Origin of the sequence: Microcoleus sp. FACHB-68 (assembly GCF_014695715.1) — a bacterium.
Classification (GTDB): domain Bacteria; phylum Cyanobacteriota; class Cyanobacteriia; order Cyanobacteriales; family Oscillatoriaceae; genus FACHB-68.
Genome location: NZ_JACJOT010000013.1, coordinates 474,108 through 491,136, shown reverse-complemented (window position 1 = coordinate 491,136; position 17,029 = coordinate 474,108). Strand labels below are relative to the sequence as shown.

Genomic DNA, 17,029 nt, shown 5'->3' with positions numbered 1-17,029 from the left:
AATTATTGTATTTATTTTATTTTTGGGGGTTAATTTCCACGACTGTACTGTACACATGACCATCGTTTGAAATAATTGAGTTATAAAAATTTTCATTATGCAAGTCTTTAAAGCCTTGGGTGTTTCTCAGAGCTTTTAAGTTTTCTTCGCTCTCCCACTTTGCAATTGCAGTGACTCGCACACCATCATCACTGACAATTAAGTTGGCGGAGATAAATCCAGGTTGATGAGCAACAACATCTGTATAAACTTTCTGAATTGCTTGAAAAGCATCTTGTTGCTTTTCTGGAAGAACGGTAAAGACATTAACAAAGGTAATCATTGGTATTGAATTTATTGATTGTGAGCTATCCTCATCGGGAGCCGGCAGTTCCCCTTAATACAGTAACCGCTATCGGGATACTTGAATAGTCAATAAGAAAGTTTTAAGGCAGTAACAACTCTCTGAGCCGGCAGACAAAAGATGCAAGTTAATAACAAACAACCCGCTTCCAAGAAGTCAGAGAGGGTTCGCTCAACTCATAAGTATGATATTGTATTTATCAAAGATAATGAGGCTGCCGGCACCGATATCAATATCGGCCCTCTTTTCCCGTGATTTTTTTGGCTGTCGTTGTCTTTAAGTGTTAAACTTAAGATATTCAGATTCTATAGTTGGCAACCTGTTCTGGCAGGGCTAATCTTGGCAGGTGTGAACCTTTGAACATATATCAAAAGTCATATTAAAGCGAAATTAAGTCTATCAAAGTAGAGATGAATCCCTGTAACACCTGAACGTTAATCTAACCAAAGGAATAGATAAGAGCAAGGCAGGTTTTGTACGGTTTTCCGAACTTTCAAGTGTATAAAACTCGACTTGCTAAGTCAAAAACTTTTTCCTAAATTGCATTTCAAGCACTACTTCTTTAGCAGGATGCGTAGCTCGAAGAGACAGCCTACGATGTAAACCAGCCTCTTCATTAAAAAAAGAGTTTAATCCTGCGTACTATTTAGGAGGTATCATATATGCGGATTGCCCAGGTTGCCCCGTTGTGGGAAAGAGTTCCACCCCCAGCTTATGGCGGCATTGAACTGGTTGTTGGTCTGCTTTGTGATGAATTAGTCCGACGTGGTCATGAAGTAACGCTATTTGCATCAGGAGATTCTATCAGTCTGGCTAAGTTAGAATCCGTACACCCGCGAGCCATGCGGTTAGATCCTTCGATAAAAGAGTATAGCATTTACGAAATGCTGCAAATGAGTCGGGTGTATGAAAAGGCTGATGAATTTGATATCATTCACTCCCACATGGGTTGCGCGGCATTACCTTACGCCAATTTAGTTAAAACGCCAACAGTTCACACCCTGCATGGGATTTTTACGCCGGATAACGAAAAAATGTTTTCGCACGCGCGCCGGCAGCCTTATGTGAGTATTTCTAATTCACAGCGTGAACCCAGATTAGACCTTAATTGTGTGGCAACGGTTTACAATGGCATTGACACATCGACTTATGAGTTTCACGAAAAGCCACAAGATCCGCCATACTTAGCATTTTTAGGTCGGATATCTCCCGAAAAAGGAACGCATTTAGCAATAGAAATTGCCAAACGTTCTGGCTGGAACTTAAAAATGGCCGGCAAGGTTGATGTTGTTGATGTGGAATATTACGAGCAGCAAATCAAACCTCACATTGATGGCAAACAAATTGAATATTTAGGTGAAGCAAACCACGAGCAAAAGAACGCCCTAGTGGGAGGAGCAGTCGCCACATTATTCCCCATTACCTGGCGCGAACCTTTTGGGTTAGTCATGATTGAATCAATGGTTTCTGGTACACCCGTAATTGCGATATCTATGGGATCTACGGAGGAAGTTATCGTAGACGGGAAAACCGGCTTCTTGTGTCATAGCGTTGACGAGTGCGTGGCCTCAATTGATAAAGTAGCAGGCTTAAATCGCTATGATTGTCGAGAACACGTTGTCAAAAACTTCAGTGTGCAGCGGATGACTGAGGGTTATGAGGCAGTTTATCAGCAAATTATTGGAGAGCGCTTCTCAAAAAACGGTCACTACCAGCACTTACCTACCTTGCGGAGTGTCCGTTAAATGTCTCCAATTAGAAGCTTATAGCGAATTGCTTTTAAAAGATTATTGCAGGGCGGAGGAATTATTTCCATCCGTCCTTTAAAAGTTTAAGATATTAATATAGGGATCGAAAAATTTACTGCGGGCAATGGAAAGCACCTTGATTTCTCCCCAAAAAATCAGGTGGCTGTTAGCGGCAGTGGCGAGAATTTGGCGTAAGGTGTCTCAGGTTAATCATTGTGCCTCTGGGGTGTTTCCCCAAGTGGTGATGTCTGGCATTTCCGGATGGGTGGGGGGCTGCCGGTGCCAAGCTTGATAAAAGTCTGGGTAGGGTAGACTTTGGGCGCATTGCCAGATGACTTTGTAGTATTCATAGAATCCTATCAAGTCATTTTCGTAAGTTTCATCGGATAAACAATCTTTCACAGCAGAGACAACCTTCAGCAGTTGCTTCTGTGTCGCCACAATCTCCTGTAAGCTATGTACTGCCCTCCATCTGGCTTCGTCATGCTGAGAATTGCCAATTAGCTCGACTAAAGCACGGATAGCATCAGTGTTGCCTGGATCGACTTTCTGCAAGCTTTCTGCTACCCTCCAGCGGGTGTATTCATCCTGAGAGTTAGTAACTAGCTCGACTAAAGCACGGATAGCATCTGGGTTGCCGATGCCGATATACTCCAAGCATTCTGCCACCCGACTGTGGGTATCTTCATCCTGAGAGTTAGTAACTAGCTCGACTAAAGCACGGATAGCATCTCTATTGCCAGGGTCGAGTTTCCCCAAGCATTTTGCCGCCCAATAGCGGGTATCTTCAGACTGACAGTTGCGGGTTAACTCGACTAAAGCGGTGATAGCATCTGGGTTGCCGATGCCGATGTACTCCAAGCTATAGGCCGCCTGACTGCGCGTATCTTCAGACTGACAGTTGCGAATTAACTCGACTAAAGCACTGATGGCATCTGGGTTGCCGGTGCCGATATTTCCCAAGCATCCTGCCGCCATCCTGTAGGTATCTTCATCCTGACAGTTGCGAGTTAACTCGACTAAAGCAGCGATGGCATCAGAGTTGCCAGGGTCGAGTTTCCTCAAGCATTTTGCCGCCCAATAGCGGGTATCTTCAGACTCACTGTTGCGGGTTAACTCAACTAAAGCAGTGATGGCATCTGGGTTGCCGGTGCCGATGTACTCCAAGCTATATGCCGCCTGACTGCGCGTATCTTCAGACTGACAGTTGCGAATTAACTCGACTAAAGCGGTGATGGCATCAGAGTTGTCGGTGCCGATATTTCCCAAGCATCCTGCCGCCATCCCTCGGATTTCTTCATCCTGACAGTTGCGAATTAACTCGACTAAAGCAGTGATGGCATCAGAGTTGCCAGGGTCGATATTCCTCAAGCTGTCTACCGCCCAATAGCGCATTCCTTCAGACTCACTGTTGCGAATTAACTCGACGAAAGCAGCGATGGCATCAGAGTTACCAGGGTCGATATTCCCCAAGCTTTCTGCCGCCCAATAGCGCATTCTTTCAGACTGAGAGTTGTGAATTAACTCGACGAAAGCAGCGATGGCATCTGGGTTGCCAATGCCAATTTCCTCCAAGCATCCTGCTGCTATCCTGCGGGTATATTTATCCTGACAGTTGCGAGTTAACTCGACTAAAGCAGCGATGGCATCTGGGTTGCCGGTGCCGATTTCCCTCAAGCTATATGCCGCCCGACTGCGGGTATATTTATCCTGACAGTTGCAAATTAACTCGACTAAAGCACGGATGGCATCAGAGTTGCCGGTGCCGATTTTCCCTAAGCTTTCTGCCGCCATTCTGCGGGTAAATTCAGACTGAGAATTGCGGGTCAACTCGACTAAAGCCCGGATGGCATCAGAGTTACCAGGGTCGATTTTCCCTAAGCTTTCTGCCACCCTCCAGCAGGTATCTTCAGACTGACAGTTGCCTATGAACTCGACTAAAGCACCGATAGCAGTTGGGTTGCCGGTGCCGATATTCACCAAGCTTTCTGTCGCCATCTTTGGAGTTTCTGGGGATTGAGAATTACCTATTAACTCGACTAAAGCACCGATGGCATCAGAGTTACCAGGGTCGATATTCCCTAAACTTTCTGCCGCCATCCTGCGAGTTCCTTCAGGCTGACAGGTGCAGGTTAACTCGACTAAAGCGGTGATCACTTTGGATCGCTGTGTCTGGGGCAACACGTCTCTCGCTGCCTCTTGAATAGGATTGAGATAGGTTTGCCACTCCTGTTGTTTGTTAACGTAACCAAAGCCCCATTTAACGATTTGTCTAACTATTTCATCGCTTTTAGAATACTGGCAAAATTCAGTTATACCGGCTGCTGCTAGAAAATAGGCTCTAAATTCATAGAATCCTTTATTTGCTCTATCAATAGCGTCCCAGTCGCCGCACCTATCCTCAAACTCAATTAAAGAATTAATCAACTCCTCTTTCTGTTCTGCCGGCACATCCAAACGCCCCAACCATAGCAAAAATACCTCTTTCCATCGCGGTTCAAAGATGCGGTAATTGTCTCGCTCGATGTTGTGGGGTAAGGGTTTCAAGAAAAATTGCCAATCCTCAATTTCACACGCAGCAAAATATTCTAGAAGCGTGGGATGATAAAAAACGTAAGCAGATTTGAGTGGGTTTAGGGTGTCACCCCCCACAGGATTCAGCCAACCCAAGGTGAGGGCTTGCTCAAATAATTCTGGATGCAATTTCTCTAGCGCTTCGTTGACTAAACTGTAGGGCAAAATTGATTTGTATCCCTGATCAATTGCCTTCATCGCCAACTGTCCAAGGGCAGCATTTAAGTTTTTCCGCTGCGCTGGGGTGGTAGGATAAACACTGTTTTTAGACTCATAAAGCGCCTCAACAAATATCTGATAAAGTTCGGCTTTCGTATCGGGCAATTTTCTTTGCCTAGATTGCCAGGTGAAGCACAGTAGCGACAAATGCAGCGGATAGCGGGCTAAATCTTTGATTCGCTCTTTTCCGGATTCGTTTAATGCGGCGCGTAATTGACTTCCCTTGCTCCTTTCCACATCAGAGAGAATTGAGGAATACTTGTTAAACCATTTATCAATAAATTGTTTGACCTGATCCCGGTTGCTGCTTTCTCTATAACTGAAACCCAGCATTTTATAAGTGTCAAAATACCATAACGTACCCCCCAACGTATTTCCCGCCGCTTCCCAAACATTAAGCCGGCAACTGATCACCATCAGCACGTTGTTCAACAATGGACTTATACGCGATTGCGCCAGCGTTCCTAGTAGAGCGGGAACCCCCATTTCATCCGCACCATCCAGCAGCAAGCACACTTTTCCATCTTTCAGCAATTGTGTAAATTCTTCCACCCATGCCGATGGGGCACTATCCAATTCTTTCGCCGCCTCGCGCAACCAATCTTCTCTTAAATACTGGTGCAAGGGTTTTTTCACCTGCGCCAAGGAAATCCAAATCGGTAGCGGTTTAACAAACTCGGTTTCTGTATCGCTTGGGGTATCATCCAGCAACCAATCCGCAATTTTTAATAACTGCGTGGTTTTTCCCACACCGGGTTCGCCAATAATCGTCAGGCGTTTGCCGCCGCTTTTGTAACTTTGTCCCTTAGCAAGGACATTGTTCAAAAAATCATCTTCAATGTTACCCAATTCATCTTTAATGGTGATTTCAATACCAGAGATCAACAAATTGCTGGCAAGTTGTCGGCGCGATTGCAGCATTTTGCGGCAGACTTCACGCCAGTTAATCGCCTCTGGTTTGGCAGGGGCACCGTGAGGTTTACGCGGTTGATTCATAAGTAACAGATGGGTGCAGTTGCCGATATCAATAGCATACTCAGCCTCACCCAACCTCTAGGGTGAAAGAGAAGGAAACTTAATTATCTTCCGCAAACAACTCTTCTAACACCTCTGCCGATTAAGTGGGTAATAGGCGGGAAACAGAGACTAGGCTTCGCTAGCCAACGCTACAACACGAAGAAACTATCTGTGTTTATCTGTGGTTAAAAATTTATCCCCATTGCCGGCACAGTGAAACGCTCAACGTTACAGAATATGAATAACAACCGGCAATCTCATAAATGCACACGCTACGCTAAGAATGTAACCAGTCACCTTGCCACTCTTCCCAAATGAGAGCAGCCATCGCGCTGGACATTGTGCCGGCAGAACAACTAAGCAGATACCGGCAGGGAAATCAACAGACGTGAACCCTGCCACCGCCTAGCAACCCCAGCAGACACTTCTCAAGCTTAACGTCTCAAATCCTTACCAGACGCAGCTTTACCCTCTTAATCTGCCGGCTCCAATACCCCACTACCGCATTTAGCTGAAAATCGGTTAATATTAGTTTACATAAACAATACTAACTGTCCGCGTCAAAAAATAAAAGTTTTAGGAGGCTCGATCCCGGTGAATAAACGGTGGAGAAATGCGGGACTGTACGCATTGCTAGCAATTGTTGTCATTGCACTATTTACTGCATTTTTTGACAAACAACCCCCCAGCCGGCAAACGCTGCGATACAGCCAGTTTATTGAGGAAGTTGAAGGGAAAAAAGTAGATAAAGTCAGTATTAGTGCCGACCGGACTAAAGCATTAGTTCAAGCCCAAGACGGCAAATTCTTAGTCAATCTACCCCCCAACGACCCTGATCTGATCAATATATTGACCGATAACAAGGTCAATATCGAAGTATTGCCGCAAACCGATGACGGCTTCTGGCTGAAAGCACTGAGCAGTCTGTTTTTCCCCATCCTGCTTTTAGTGGGCTTATTCTTCCTGCTGCGCCGCGCTCAAAGTGGCCCAGGTTCTCAGGCGATGAACTTTGGCAAATCGAAAGCCAGAGTGCAAATGGAACCGCAAACCCAAGTCACCTTTGGCGATGTGGCCGGCATTGAGCAAGCCAAACTAGAACTGAGTGAAGTTGTCGATTTCCTTAAGAATGCTGATCGCTTCACCGCCGTGGGTGCCAAAATTCCCAAAGGCGTGCTGCTCGTTGGCCCTCCCGGAACCGGCAAAACCCTCCTCGCGAAAGCTGTTGCAGGGGAAGCCGGCGTGCCCTTCTTCTCCATCTCCGGCTCAGAATTCGTGGAAATGTTCGTTGGCGTCGGCGCTTCCCGCGTCCGCGACTTGTTTGAACAAGCCAAATCAAACGCCCCCTGCATCGTCTTCATCGATGAAATTGACGCCGTTGGTCGTCAGCGGGGTGCCGGTTTAGGTGGCGGTAACGACGAACGCGAGCAAACCCTGAACCAGTTGCTCACGGAAATGGACGGCTTTGAAGGTAACACCGGCATCATCATTATTGCCGCAACCAACCGTCCCGACGTGCTCGATTCCGCCTTGCTACGTCCAGGCCGGTTTGACCGGCAAGTTGTGGTAGATCGCCCTGATTATGCTGGCCGGTTGGAAATTCTCAACGTCCACGCCCGTGGCAAAACCCTGGCAAAAGACGTGGATCTGGAAAAGATCGCCCGTCGTACCCCTGGTTTCACCGGCGCAGACTTATCTAACCTGCTCAACGAAGCCGCTATTCTCGCCGCCCGTCGCAACTTGACTGAAATCTCAATGGATGAAGTCAATGATGCCATCGACCGCGTCCTTGCCGGCCCAGAAAAGAAAGACCGCGTGATGAGCGAAAAGCGCAAAACCTTAGTTGCCTATCACGAAGCCGGTCACGCCTTGGTTGGTGCGTTGATGCCCGACTATGACCCCGTGCAGAAGATTAGCATCATCCCTCGCGGTCGCGCCGGCGGTTTGACCTGGTTCACCCCCAGCGAAGAACGCATGGACTCTGGTTTGTATAGCCGGTCTTACCTGCAAAATCAAATGGCCGTCGCTTTAGGTGGTCGCATCGCCGAAGAAATTATCTTCGGTGAAGAAGAAGTCACCACCGGCGCGTCCAACGACTTGCAGCAAGTCGCACGAGTCGCACGGCAAATGGTCATGCGCTTCGGCATGAGCGATCGTCTCGGCCCTGTTGCGCTGGGTCGCCAACAAGGTAATATGTTCTTGGGGCGCGATATTATGGCGGAACGTGATTTCTCAGAAGAAACCGCCGCTGCCATTGATGATGAAGTTCGCGGCCTCGTCGAACAAGCCTACAAGCGTTCTAAGGAAGTATTGGTCAACAACCGGCAAGTTCTGGACAAATTGGCAGATATGCTGATTGAAAAAGAAACCGTTGATGCTGATGAACTGCAAGACTTGCTAGCCACCAACGATGTAAAAATGGCTGCGGTTGCTTAATCGCTTGTTTGTATAAAGTTTCCTTTTGACACCTCACACCAGCCCCCTCTCCTCACGGAAAAGGGGGTTTTTCTTTGTATTCCCAGAACATCTGAGGCTAGGAAGGATTTTGCGCCGGCCTCTGTACTGCCGCCGGCTGATATTGCACGCGATATATCCGGTTGTTGCCTTCCTCAGTAAACAGTAAACTGCCATCCGGCATTACCAATAACCCCACAGGTCGCCCCCAAGTCGTTGGGCCAGATGGGTCGAGTAGAAAGCCGGTGACAAAGTCTTCATAGCCGCCTTGGGGACGACCACTGCTATTGAAGGGCACAAACACGATTTTATAACCTGTGCCTTGATTGCGGTTCCAACTGCCGCGAAAGGCAACAAACGCCCCATTGCGGTATTTTTCCGGGAACGTCTGGCCATCATAAAACTGTAATCCCAAAGCCGCTGAATGCGCTTGAAACAGCACATCAGGGGTTTGGGTGCGCTTCACCAATTCCGCCTCCAAACTTTGGCCGTTTTTCACCAAACGAGGGTCGAGGTTGGCCGGCGAGAAGTAAGCATAAGGCCAGCCGTAGAATTCTCCTTGACGAATCCGCGTCAGGTAATCTGGCACCAAATCATCCCCTAAACCATCCCGTTCGTTAACGGCGGTGTAAAGTTCGTCGGTGACGGGATGAAAGTCGAGTCCCACAGGATTGCGTAAACCGTAGGCAAAGGTTTTTTGCTCAGAACCGTCCTTATTCATAACCTGCACAGAAGCGCGAGGAAGCGGTTCTTCATCTGCATTCGATTCTGAACCAATGGAAACATAAAGCTTCTGGCCATCGGGCGAGACAGCCACATTGCGCGTCCAATGCTGGTTATAGCCTTCCCCAGGAAGATCCGCGATTTTTTCACCGGCACCCGTGAGTTTATCGCTGCCGGCAGTGTAGGGAAACCGCCGCACTTCGTCCGTATTGCCGAGGAAAAAGTAGCCGCCGGCAAATGCCATCCCTAGCGGTAAATGCAATTTGTTTTCCGCAGTAGCAAACACTTTAGTTGTATCGGCAACGCCATCACCATCGGTGTCGCGCAGCAGGCGAATACGATTTTGGGGCGTTTCTGTCACCAACACGTCACCGCTAGGGGTGAGTGCCAACCAGCGCGGTTTTTCTAACCCTTCGGCAAAGACATTGACGGTAAAGCCGGCAGGAACATCGAGCACAGGGTTGGCCGGCACCGGCACAACGTCAGGAGAGCGGGAGGCGCTGTTACTGTGGTAGGGTTTGGGCAAACTTTCCACAGTGATGCGAATCGGTTTGGGTGAGAGTGATCGGGTGCGTACCTGTCGTTGAAGTGGGGCAGAAGCCGCCACAGGTGCCAAGGTTGGCTGGGTTTGTGCTTCCCCAACTGGGGCGGGGTTTACTGCTGGGCGATTATCGCCCTTGGCCGGTTCTGCAGGCTTGCCAGATTTGACATTCCCACTACAACCACTCAGCAGTAAAAGCAGCATTAAGCAACGCAATCGGTACATTAAAGCGACCTCAGAAAATTAGCCGGTTAGTTCGCGCACTTCTTGAGATCGGGGAGATTGGGAGAGGAAAAGAGTTCACCAGTGAAAGGATTTGGAGTTGAGTGACTCCTGCACGCCCGATCTTCGCGCTTCACTGCCCTTACATTTTTAGGACTCCCCAAATCGCCCGACCATAAAAGTTAAGGTATCCAATCAAGTACACTAAATCAATCACAATTACAATTCCCTTGCCGGCCCAAGAGTTGATTAAACCCAAAACTGGGAACGTGGCGGCCAATACCGCTAACAGTTCAATCAGCGCCCCAATTGCGCCGTTGTGTCTAGGGTTCCAGTAGGATACGGGACTGATAAATCGGTAATTGCTGAAAGGGAAGAAGTGCCGGTGGGCGTCGTCGTTGTGCAGGGGCAAGTCGCACAGGGAATGTAAAATCGCACTGAGACAGATTTGTTTAACTGCCGGCCAACCGCAGTAGTGAGCAACCGCCACACCCATTACTGCAAGGGGGATGGAATGGAAGGTGGCCGTGATGTTTTGCCAAAACGGTTGATAATAAGCTTCAGACCAAATCTGCTTTTCTGGCAGGCGAAGGAAGAATTTTGCCCAAAAATAAAAGATAAATATCGGTAAATCAGGTAAAATCGCACCGATAACGATGGGAATAGTCGCGGGTGAAGGCTGGTGTTTGCCAAGAATGGCCAGATTGATGATAGCGTGGCTGGGTGTGTTCACTGGTTGATGTCCAGTTGCCGCGTTTTATGGATGTCCCTTTTTTATCACAAGCTGGCCATCGCTGCCTCATCTCACGCAACATTGCTTCTCAATAACTAACGAATAACCAAGATTTATGAGCGCTCAAGAGATTGCGATCGCAAGCTTAGATGGCGGCAGTTTCAGCGGCTATCTGGCAACTCCGACTGCGGGTGCCGGTGCCGGCATGATTATCATTCAGGAAATTTTCGGCGTGAATCAGGTGATGCGGCGTTTAGCCGACGCTTACGCTGCTGCCGGCTACGTTGCTCTTGTGCCCGATTTGTTCTGGCGGCAGCAGCCTCAAGTGCAATTAGATGACCATAGCGAAGAAGACTGGAATAAGGCATTACAGCTTTTTCAAGGTTTTGATGAAGATAAGGGGGTTGAGGATCTCATTGCCACGCTCAATACGCTCAGACAACTGCCTGAATGCACCGGCAAGGTGGGGAGTGTTGGCTTCTGTCTGGGTGGTAAGTTGGCTTATTTAATGGCGACTCGTTCGGATGCTGCGTGTAATGTGGGCTATTACGGCGTTGGCATTGAAAATAATCTTGATGAAACCGGCAATATTCAAAAGCCGCTGATGCTGCATATTGCGGAGAGCGATCAGTTTGTCCCCCCTGAAGCCCAAGCGACTATTAGGGTACAGCTCAGCGGTCATCCACAGGTGACGGTTTATTCTTACACCAGCGTCTCTCACGCCTTTGCTCGTGAAGGCGGTCAATCCTATGATCAAGCCGCTGCCGAGCTTGCCAACAGCCGTACAATGGCGTTTTTTCAGGAGCATTTAACTTGAGCCGGCAAAATTGGATGATTTAAACTTCTTCAGCAACGGGGGCCGGCAGGGGAAATTCTTCACCTCTTAAATACCCATCAAACTGTTCGTCAAACCGGCTCCAACTGGTGGCGATAGACCGCTGTAAGCGATGGGTTGGAGCCTCGTAAAACAGCGGCATTCTCTGCTGTATTTGGGCTTTAATTTCTGGATGCAGTTCTTCAAAGGCATCTGTTTTAGTTCCGGTGTAATTCAAAACTAAAAAGCCGGGTTTTCCCTTCATTTTCATCCAAGGTTCCCAAGGCCCCATGCGGTAGTAGGAAAGTGCGACAGCGCGGTTATCAGCGGGCGTGAGGGTTTCATCACTCAGCATTTTTGTAGGAAAAATAAATTTATAAGAATCTGAAGATTGAATAAATTCTTCAGGAGAATGCTCGGAAAATTTGGGATTTTTTGCCAGTGGGTTCGGTAATTTCAGGTTAATATCTAATGAAACTGAGGAAATTTCCGGGGCGATGTGAGCCTTGATTTGTTGAGGAATTTCAAATTCTTGGTAGTCGTAAGAGCGATGCATAACGTTGAGCGTTTCACCACTCCAGGGATTTTGCCAAGTCTTTAAAACTTGGCCAGTTTGCGGGTCAAGATAAAGTGTAATTTTACGGCTCAGTAATATCCAGCCGTTAATAATTTCATCTTTAATGCAGCGTGAGATATCTACGCCAAGAAAATCAAACAGGTAAGCCGGTTGATTTCCATCCATCGGTTGGGCCTACATTGAACCAGTGGCAGAGAAATAATGAGTTCTGCTATCAAGACTGCAACAGATTTTAACGAATTGTTCATCCGTTATGGACGCTGTTGCTAAATTCATCTGACATTTTTAAATAGTTTGTGTTGCCGGTGAAAATCGTCTGTAAAACCGGCAATGGCTTAAGTATGAAGTTCAGTAATACAGCTTAAAAAGCAATACCGTCCTTTAGGACGGCATTACTTAATTAATCAGGCTTTAATTAGCCACAAAATTGTGCAGTGAAATTACCACAGCCCTCTCACCGGCTGCGCGGGAGCTTCATAATAGGTATTATCGGGTGCGGTTTCAACCTCAACAGGTGCCGGTCGCACTGTTGGGGTGGTTGTCATCGTCGGTGCCGGTCGGACAACAGGTTCCGGTCGCATTGTTGGGGTGGTTGTTGGGGTGGTTGTTGTCATCGTCTCTCGGACGGTTGGCATGGTGGTTGTGGTCGTCGTCGAGGTCGTCCGCACCGTTTCTTCGTTCATCATCGGTGCTCTGGCGAGATCAACGACACGCCCGTTTTCCATCCTGGCAATGATATCCATTCCCGGCACCAGTCCTAGTGCCCCTCTTTCCGGTCGTCGAACGGTCAGCGGTCTGACTCGACCATCAGGCTCCTGAATCGTGACCACATCGCCAACAATACTTTTAATGGTGCCTCTAATCATTTCAGAAGCCGGCATATTGTTTTGGGCAATAGGCTGCTGCTGAGCGATCACATCAGATTGGCCGGCAACTGCCGGATACATTGAGATGGCGGAAAGCAACAGTGAAACGGTCGTCCCTGTCAGTAATTTCATTCTTTCAATTCCCATGAAAACCTCCTCACTTAGGAGAACCTTATGTTAGTACACTAACTGCTTAAAGTTAGTTTGGCTCTGCAAAACGTTTATAGATTTAGCCTTTATGCCCAAATTTTAACGTTCGCAGCTTTCGGTTAAATCTACCTGTAGGTATAGCTAATTGCTATTCGCACAGGTATTTGAAATCTTGCTTTTTTAAAGCCAACGTGACTGTTAAAGCAAGTAAATCAGTTAATGCGCCTGCTCTAGTGTACTAATCCTACAGCGTTTTAATACAGAATCAGGCTGATAATACATCTCGACTTTTAAAATCTCTGATTTATGCCTTTTGTCTAAAATATAGCCGCCGAAAAACTTGAAATTTGGCCCATTATCCCCCACTGCGTATAAGTACGGTTAAAAATGAGGCTGGTTACTGCCGGCTCAGTGAGGTTACTGATATTTTACTTTATAGGGAGCATTTATAAGCAGACTCTTTTGTACAGCCAACCCTTTTGTAGAAACGATGAGAAGTTAGGGCTGCCGGCGGGGTTTTCATTACTCTCATAATAAAAATTTATCATCTACCCCCCATTTAAAAAGAACAAATCGAATGAAAAGTTGCGTTATCCCTGAAGAAACTGGGGAATTTTAATCAAAAGTTATCAAATTAATCGGGATGACTGATAAATGTCCGGGTTCGTAAGTTATTAAAAGTATTATCCAGCAAGGCGTTCGGTGAAAGCTTTCTTTTTTTTTGGAAAATTCTATATCCAATCTTAAACGCTAAGATAGATATGCCTTAAAATCTAACGAAGCAAGGTCTGCTTCTGTGAATTCTAGACAGTCATTTTGCATAAATCGTTTGCTAGAGATAAGAGATGACAGCAATGGTGAGAGGAGAGTCCCTAAATCGTTCTTCCAGCATGGGCAAAACGCACAGATTAATAATGCTGTGCTTGAGTGCGACAATGGTACTGCTGTGGGGGCACCGGCAAGCTGATGCTTTAGAGGTTGCCCAGAAAGGAGGCGCTGCCGGTGAGCTAAAGCCACAGGTTGAGCAACGTGTCTCGCCGCCGATTGAGCAACCGGCTGATATTGCGCCAACCGATAAACCTGCTGATATTGCTCCGAGCAATAAACCTGCTGATATTGCACCCAGCGATAAACCTGCCAATATTTCTCCGAGTAATAAACCTTCTCCAGCCAGCGACAGCCTCAGCACCCGCTTGGTGATTAAGTTAGGCGAGCGCCGCGTTTATGTGTATCGCGATAACCAGATGCAAATTAGTTATCCAATTGCAGTGGGTAAGGATGGGTGGGAAACGCCGGTGGGCACCTATCAAGTGATGCAAATGATCAAAAATCCAACTTGGGAGCATCCCTGGACGGGAGAACTTGTCGAGCCTGGGCCTGATAATCCGTTAGGAACCCGATGGATTGGCTTTTGGACGGATGGAAAAGATGTCATCGGTTTTCATGGCACGCCGAATGAAGATTCAGTCGGACAGGCAGCTTCCCACGGCTGCGTCCGGATGTTTGATCGCGATGTTCAAGCTTTATTTGAGAAGGTGTCAGTTGGAACACCTGTTGTCGTAGAACCGTAGGAAAACTAATCGCAAGCGTCCTTTTTCTTTGCATTATTGACAACAGGGTGATTGACAAAAAGTTGATGGGCGCGTGCCGGTTGAAGTGGGGAGCATCCCATTTTTGAAAATTAGTAGTGCGGGCATCTTGCCCGCTGGCTGTGATCTCAGGGAACAAGCTGTTCCCACTACTAATGTTTTTGCCGATCTGGGATGCGCCCTTGAAGTGTAATTGAGCGGGTTGGTGGGGGTTAAACAAAAAATCAACGCTTGCAAATAGTCTAATTACTCTAAAGATTTCAGGTATCTTTCTAACAGTTCGGGGATGTAGTCATAGCCATCTACCCCAATGACTGCAATGATAGTAGGGCGCTTCTGCTCCAAAAGATTTTGAAATTCAAGGCTTAATTGACCCTGTAAGATTGTCAACAAGCCTGCCGGTTGCCGCCACTCATTTGCACCAATTTGCTCTAAAATATACATTCCCAAACCACCGTAAGCCACAGCATTGCCAATGGCGGTTAAACTGTAGCAAACTTGCGCTAAGTAAGCCAAATTCAGACCTTGTAGATATAAATCTCCTGACATTTGGGCAGTTTTCCACCCGTCTGTTAGATAGTTGAGGGCTTCTTCAGGTTGATCTAAAACAACGTGAGCGATGCCGAGACTGCTGAAACAAAGGGCTTGACTTTGACGATCACCTAATTTTTCTGCTAATTGCAAACCTTGCTCTAAGTAGTTAATCGCACTCTCATAAACTTCCGGTTCTAATTGTTCTTGTTGTTTGGCTTGGAATACTTCGCTAAAACCGAAATTTGCGAGAGCGTTTGCTTCTCCTAAACGATCACCGGCTTGCCTAGAATAAATAAGGGCGCGTTGACTGTAACTAATTGCACCGGCATAGTTTTTTTGAGCAACGCAGGTGCGGCTGAGGTGATTGAGATTGGCAATTTCACAGGGACGATCACCGGCTTCACGGGCAATTTCCAAGGCTTGTTCATGAAAGACAATTGCCTGCTCATAACGACCTTGAGCGTGTTGTGAATAGCCTAAAAGTGTGAGGATTCGAGCTTTTTCTTGGGTTCCTTCCACTTGTCGCAGCGGTTCACTCAGATAATCGAGTGTATTTCGCAAGTAGCTACCTGAAAACGAGGCAAAAATTCCCCCATAAAGCGGAAAGTATTCGCGTTGAGAGAAAGCTCGGAGAATTTGTAATGTAACTTGAAAACAGCCATTGGCTAAGCGTTCTCGATTACTGGAATTAAGGCTGGTTGCTCGCTCAAAGCCATTGGCTAACTGAACCCAAATTGCGGCAAAGGTTAAGAAGGTGGAAATGGAAAGCTTTGCACCAACTTTCGAGTCATAAACCAGTTTATCAAACCAGGCAACTAAACCTCGTTGCAAGCACTGCAAAATTACTGCTAATTCAATTAATGCTGCCGGTTCTAAACTGGCTTGCTTGCCAGTGGCTTCAACGATAGATTGATTGAGGGAAATTGCATTAAATAAGGCTTTAGGGAAGGGACTGCTGACTTGTTTTGCCCATAACGCCCAAGGGCCATTTTGCTCAGGAGTGCCGGCAAATCCGATTTGGCTACGTCTTTCGTAAATCCAGCTAACAAGATTGCCTTCGAGTCGTTGCCAAGATTCCAATCCTGCGGTGATGCCGGTGAGAATTTGCTGCACATCTTGCGCTAAGTCGGGGTTGGCAATTTGCGTGAGTTGTTGATGCAATAATTTTGCCAGTTGTTGCAGTTGCTCTAAGGTAAGCGGCTGCTTTTGGTTAGGATCGAGTACGCGCAACACAACGGTAAGGCGATCACGCTCATCTGCGTTGAGAATTTGTTGAATAGCGGATGCAATGGCACCAGACACTCTATTTTCTTTTTGCCAGCGTTCCCACTCGGTTTGAATCGTTTTAATCGCTCTCAGCCGGCGGTTGGCTTTGGCTTGCTTTAATTCATCTTTTTCAGTTTTTACTACAGATTGGGCGGTGTTTAATTGTTCATCTAAACTGCGTTCAAAAATTTCGCCAGTGCCGGCTTCTATGCCTTCCACAAGCATTTGATAAACCTGTTCTTTTGAGCGAATTTGCCCTTTGAGGGTGATTTCAACAATTTGCTCGATAAAGGCTAGGTAGCGCTCGCTCAGTGAGTCTGACATGGTTGGGGTTACGGGTGATGGCGTTCCCTTTAATTTTACTTGCCGGCTTGGGTGTGCCGGTTTGTCGCCCCGTCACCCTCTCAATTCGGGTAGATTATGCCGGCTCTGTTGCATTTTCAGATGAGGGAGGAATAGAGGCGATAAACTCATTGAGGGAATTCACGGTTACAGCCACATCCGCCAATTCCTCTAATTGCTCTAAATTTAATCCCTGTAGGGTAGTGGGTATATCTGCCGGCACCTCACCAAAGCGAATCTGAGTTAACTCTTTGGTATGAGTCCTCTTTAGTGGACTTTTGCTATTAGCCTGGGATTTGAATCCCAGGCGGGTTCTCGGT

General features: G+C 47.1%; 13 protein-coding genes. 6 read left to right on the top strand and 7 right to left on the bottom strand.

Annotated features, from left to right (window positions below):
- Nucleotides 1-16: 16 nt before the first annotated feature.
- The gene (locus tag H6F73_RS19730) at nucleotides 17-322 is read right to left on the bottom strand and encodes an antibiotic biosynthesis monooxygenase family protein (protein WP_190760463.1); all 306 of its coding nucleotides are present in this window, start codon (nucleotides 320-322) and stop codon (nucleotides 17-19) included.
- Nucleotides 323-463: 141 nt separating this feature from the next.
- Between H6F73_RS19730 and H6F73_RS27080 the strand changes: the two genes are divergently transcribed.
- Nucleotides 464-598 (top strand): hypothetical protein, encoded by a 135-nt coding sequence (locus H6F73_RS27080; RefSeq protein ID WP_277882628.1) that lies wholly within the window; start codon nucleotides 464-466, stop codon nucleotides 596-598.
- 407 nt (nucleotides 599-1,005) lie between these two features.
- On the top strand, nucleotides 1,006-2,088 hold the full coding sequence (locus H6F73_RS19725; protein ID WP_190760462.1) for a glycosyltransferase family 4 protein: 1,083 nt from the start codon (nucleotides 1,006-1,008) through the stop codon (nucleotides 2,086-2,088).
- Nucleotides 2,089-2,301: 213 nt separating this feature from the next.
- Here the strand turns inward: H6F73_RS19725 and H6F73_RS19720 are convergent, their stop codons facing one another.
- The gene (locus tag H6F73_RS19720; RefSeq protein WP_190760461.1) at nucleotides 2,302-5,880 is read right to left on the bottom strand and encodes a HEAT repeat domain-containing protein; all 3,579 of its coding nucleotides are present in this window, start codon (nucleotides 5,878-5,880) and stop codon (nucleotides 2,302-2,304) included.
- Between the two features lie 615 nt (nucleotides 5,881-6,495).
- Here H6F73_RS19720 and ftsH3 point away from each other — a divergent pair.
- Nucleotides 6,496-8,334, top strand: a complete 1,839-nt coding sequence (gene ftsH3, locus H6F73_RS19715; RefSeq protein ID WP_190760460.1) for an ATP-dependent zinc metalloprotease FtsH3 — start codon at nucleotides 6,496-6,498, stop codon at nucleotides 8,332-8,334.
- A 97-nt stretch (nucleotides 8,335-8,431) separates the two neighbouring features.
- Here the strand turns inward: ftsH3 and H6F73_RS19710 are convergent, their stop codons facing one another.
- Both H6F73_RS19710 and H6F73_RS19705 read right to left on the bottom strand, forming a co-directional pair.
- Complete coding sequence (locus H6F73_RS19710; RefSeq protein WP_190760459.1) at nucleotides 8,432-9,841, bottom strand: sorbosone dehydrogenase family protein; 1,410 nt, start codon at nucleotides 9,839-9,841, stop codon at nucleotides 8,432-8,434.
- Between the two features lie 139 nt (nucleotides 9,842-9,980).
- The gene (locus tag H6F73_RS19705) at nucleotides 9,981-10,571 is read right to left on the bottom strand and encodes a hypothetical protein (protein WP_190760458.1); all 591 of its coding nucleotides are present in this window, start codon (nucleotides 10,569-10,571) and stop codon (nucleotides 9,981-9,983) included.
- Nucleotides 10,572-10,686: 115 nt separating this feature from the next.
- Here H6F73_RS19705 and H6F73_RS19700 point away from each other — a divergent pair, with 115 nt between their 5' ends.
- On the top strand, nucleotides 10,687-11,388 hold the full coding sequence (locus H6F73_RS19700; RefSeq protein ID WP_190760457.1) for a dienelactone hydrolase family protein: 702 nt from the start codon (nucleotides 10,687-10,689) through the stop codon (nucleotides 11,386-11,388).
- 19 nt (nucleotides 11,389-11,407) lie between these two features.
- Here the strand turns inward: H6F73_RS19700 and H6F73_RS19695 are convergent, their stop codons facing one another.
- Nucleotides 11,408-12,127, bottom strand: a complete 720-nt coding sequence (locus H6F73_RS19695) for a DUF1838 family protein (RefSeq protein ID WP_190760456.1) — start codon at nucleotides 12,125-12,127, stop codon at nucleotides 11,408-11,410.
- A 275-nt stretch (nucleotides 12,128-12,402) separates the two neighbouring features.
- Nucleotides 12,403-12,975 (bottom strand): hypothetical protein, encoded by a 573-nt coding sequence (locus H6F73_RS19690; RefSeq protein WP_206754754.1) that lies wholly within the window; start codon nucleotides 12,973-12,975, stop codon nucleotides 12,403-12,405.
- Between the two features lie 857 nt (nucleotides 12,976-13,832).
- Here H6F73_RS19690 and H6F73_RS19685 point away from each other — a divergent pair.
- Entirely contained in the window at nucleotides 13,833-14,549 is a 717-nt protein-coding gene (locus tag H6F73_RS19685) for a L,D-transpeptidase family protein (RefSeq protein WP_190760633.1), read from the top strand.
- Nucleotides 14,550-14,813: 264 nt separating this feature from the next.
- Here H6F73_RS19685 and H6F73_RS19680 read toward each other — a convergent pair whose 3' ends face one another.
- Entirely contained in the window at nucleotides 14,814-16,691 is a 1,878-nt protein-coding gene (locus H6F73_RS19680) for a tetratricopeptide repeat protein (protein WP_190760454.1), read from the bottom strand.
- A gap of 17 nt (nucleotides 16,692-16,708) precedes the next feature.
- Between H6F73_RS19680 and H6F73_RS19675 the strand changes: the two genes are divergently transcribed.
- Entirely contained in the window at nucleotides 16,709-16,951 is a 243-nt protein-coding gene (locus H6F73_RS19675) for a hypothetical protein (RefSeq protein WP_206754753.1), read from the top strand.
- Nucleotides 16,952-17,029: the final 78 nt, after the last annotated feature.

Coding starts and splice junctions, on each gene's coding strand:
- H6F73_RS27080 (WP_277882628.1), top strand. CDS start 464: ATGCAAGTTAATAACAAACAACCCGCTTCCAAGAAGTCAGAGAGGGTT.
- H6F73_RS19685 (WP_190760633.1), top strand. CDS start 13,833: ATGGTGAGAGGAGAGTCCCTAAATCGTTCTTCCAGCATGGGCAAAACG.
- H6F73_RS19675 (WP_206754753.1), top strand. CDS start 16,709: ATGGCGTTCCCTTTAATTTTACTTGCCGGCTTGGGTGTGCCGGTTTGT.
- H6F73_RS19680 (WP_190760454.1), bottom strand. CDS start 16,691: ATGTCAGACTCACTGAGCGAGCGCTACCTAGCCTTTATCGAGCAAATT.
- H6F73_RS19690 (WP_206754754.1), bottom strand. CDS start 12,975: ATGGGAATTGAAAGAATGAAATTACTGACAGGGACGACCGTTTCACTG.
- H6F73_RS19725 (WP_190760462.1), top strand. CDS start 1,006: ATGCGGATTGCCCAGGTTGCCCCGTTGTGGGAAAGAGTTCCACCCCCA.
- H6F73_RS19700 (WP_190760457.1), top strand. CDS start 10,687: ATGAGCGCTCAAGAGATTGCGATCGCAAGCTTAGATGGCGGCAGTTTC.
- H6F73_RS19710 (WP_190760459.1), bottom strand. CDS start 9,841: ATGTACCGATTGCGTTGCTTAATGCTGCTTTTACTGCTGAGTGGTTGT.
- H6F73_RS19720 (WP_190760461.1), bottom strand. CDS start 5,880: ATGAATCAACCGCGTAAACCTCACGGTGCCCCTGCCAAACCAGAGGCG.
- H6F73_RS19695 (WP_190760456.1), bottom strand. CDS start 12,127: ATGGATGGAAATCAACCGGCTTACCTGTTTGATTTTCTTGGCGTAGAT.
- H6F73_RS19730 (WP_190760463.1), bottom strand. CDS start 322: ATGATTACCTTTGTTAATGTCTTTACCGTTCTTCCAGAAAAGCAACAA.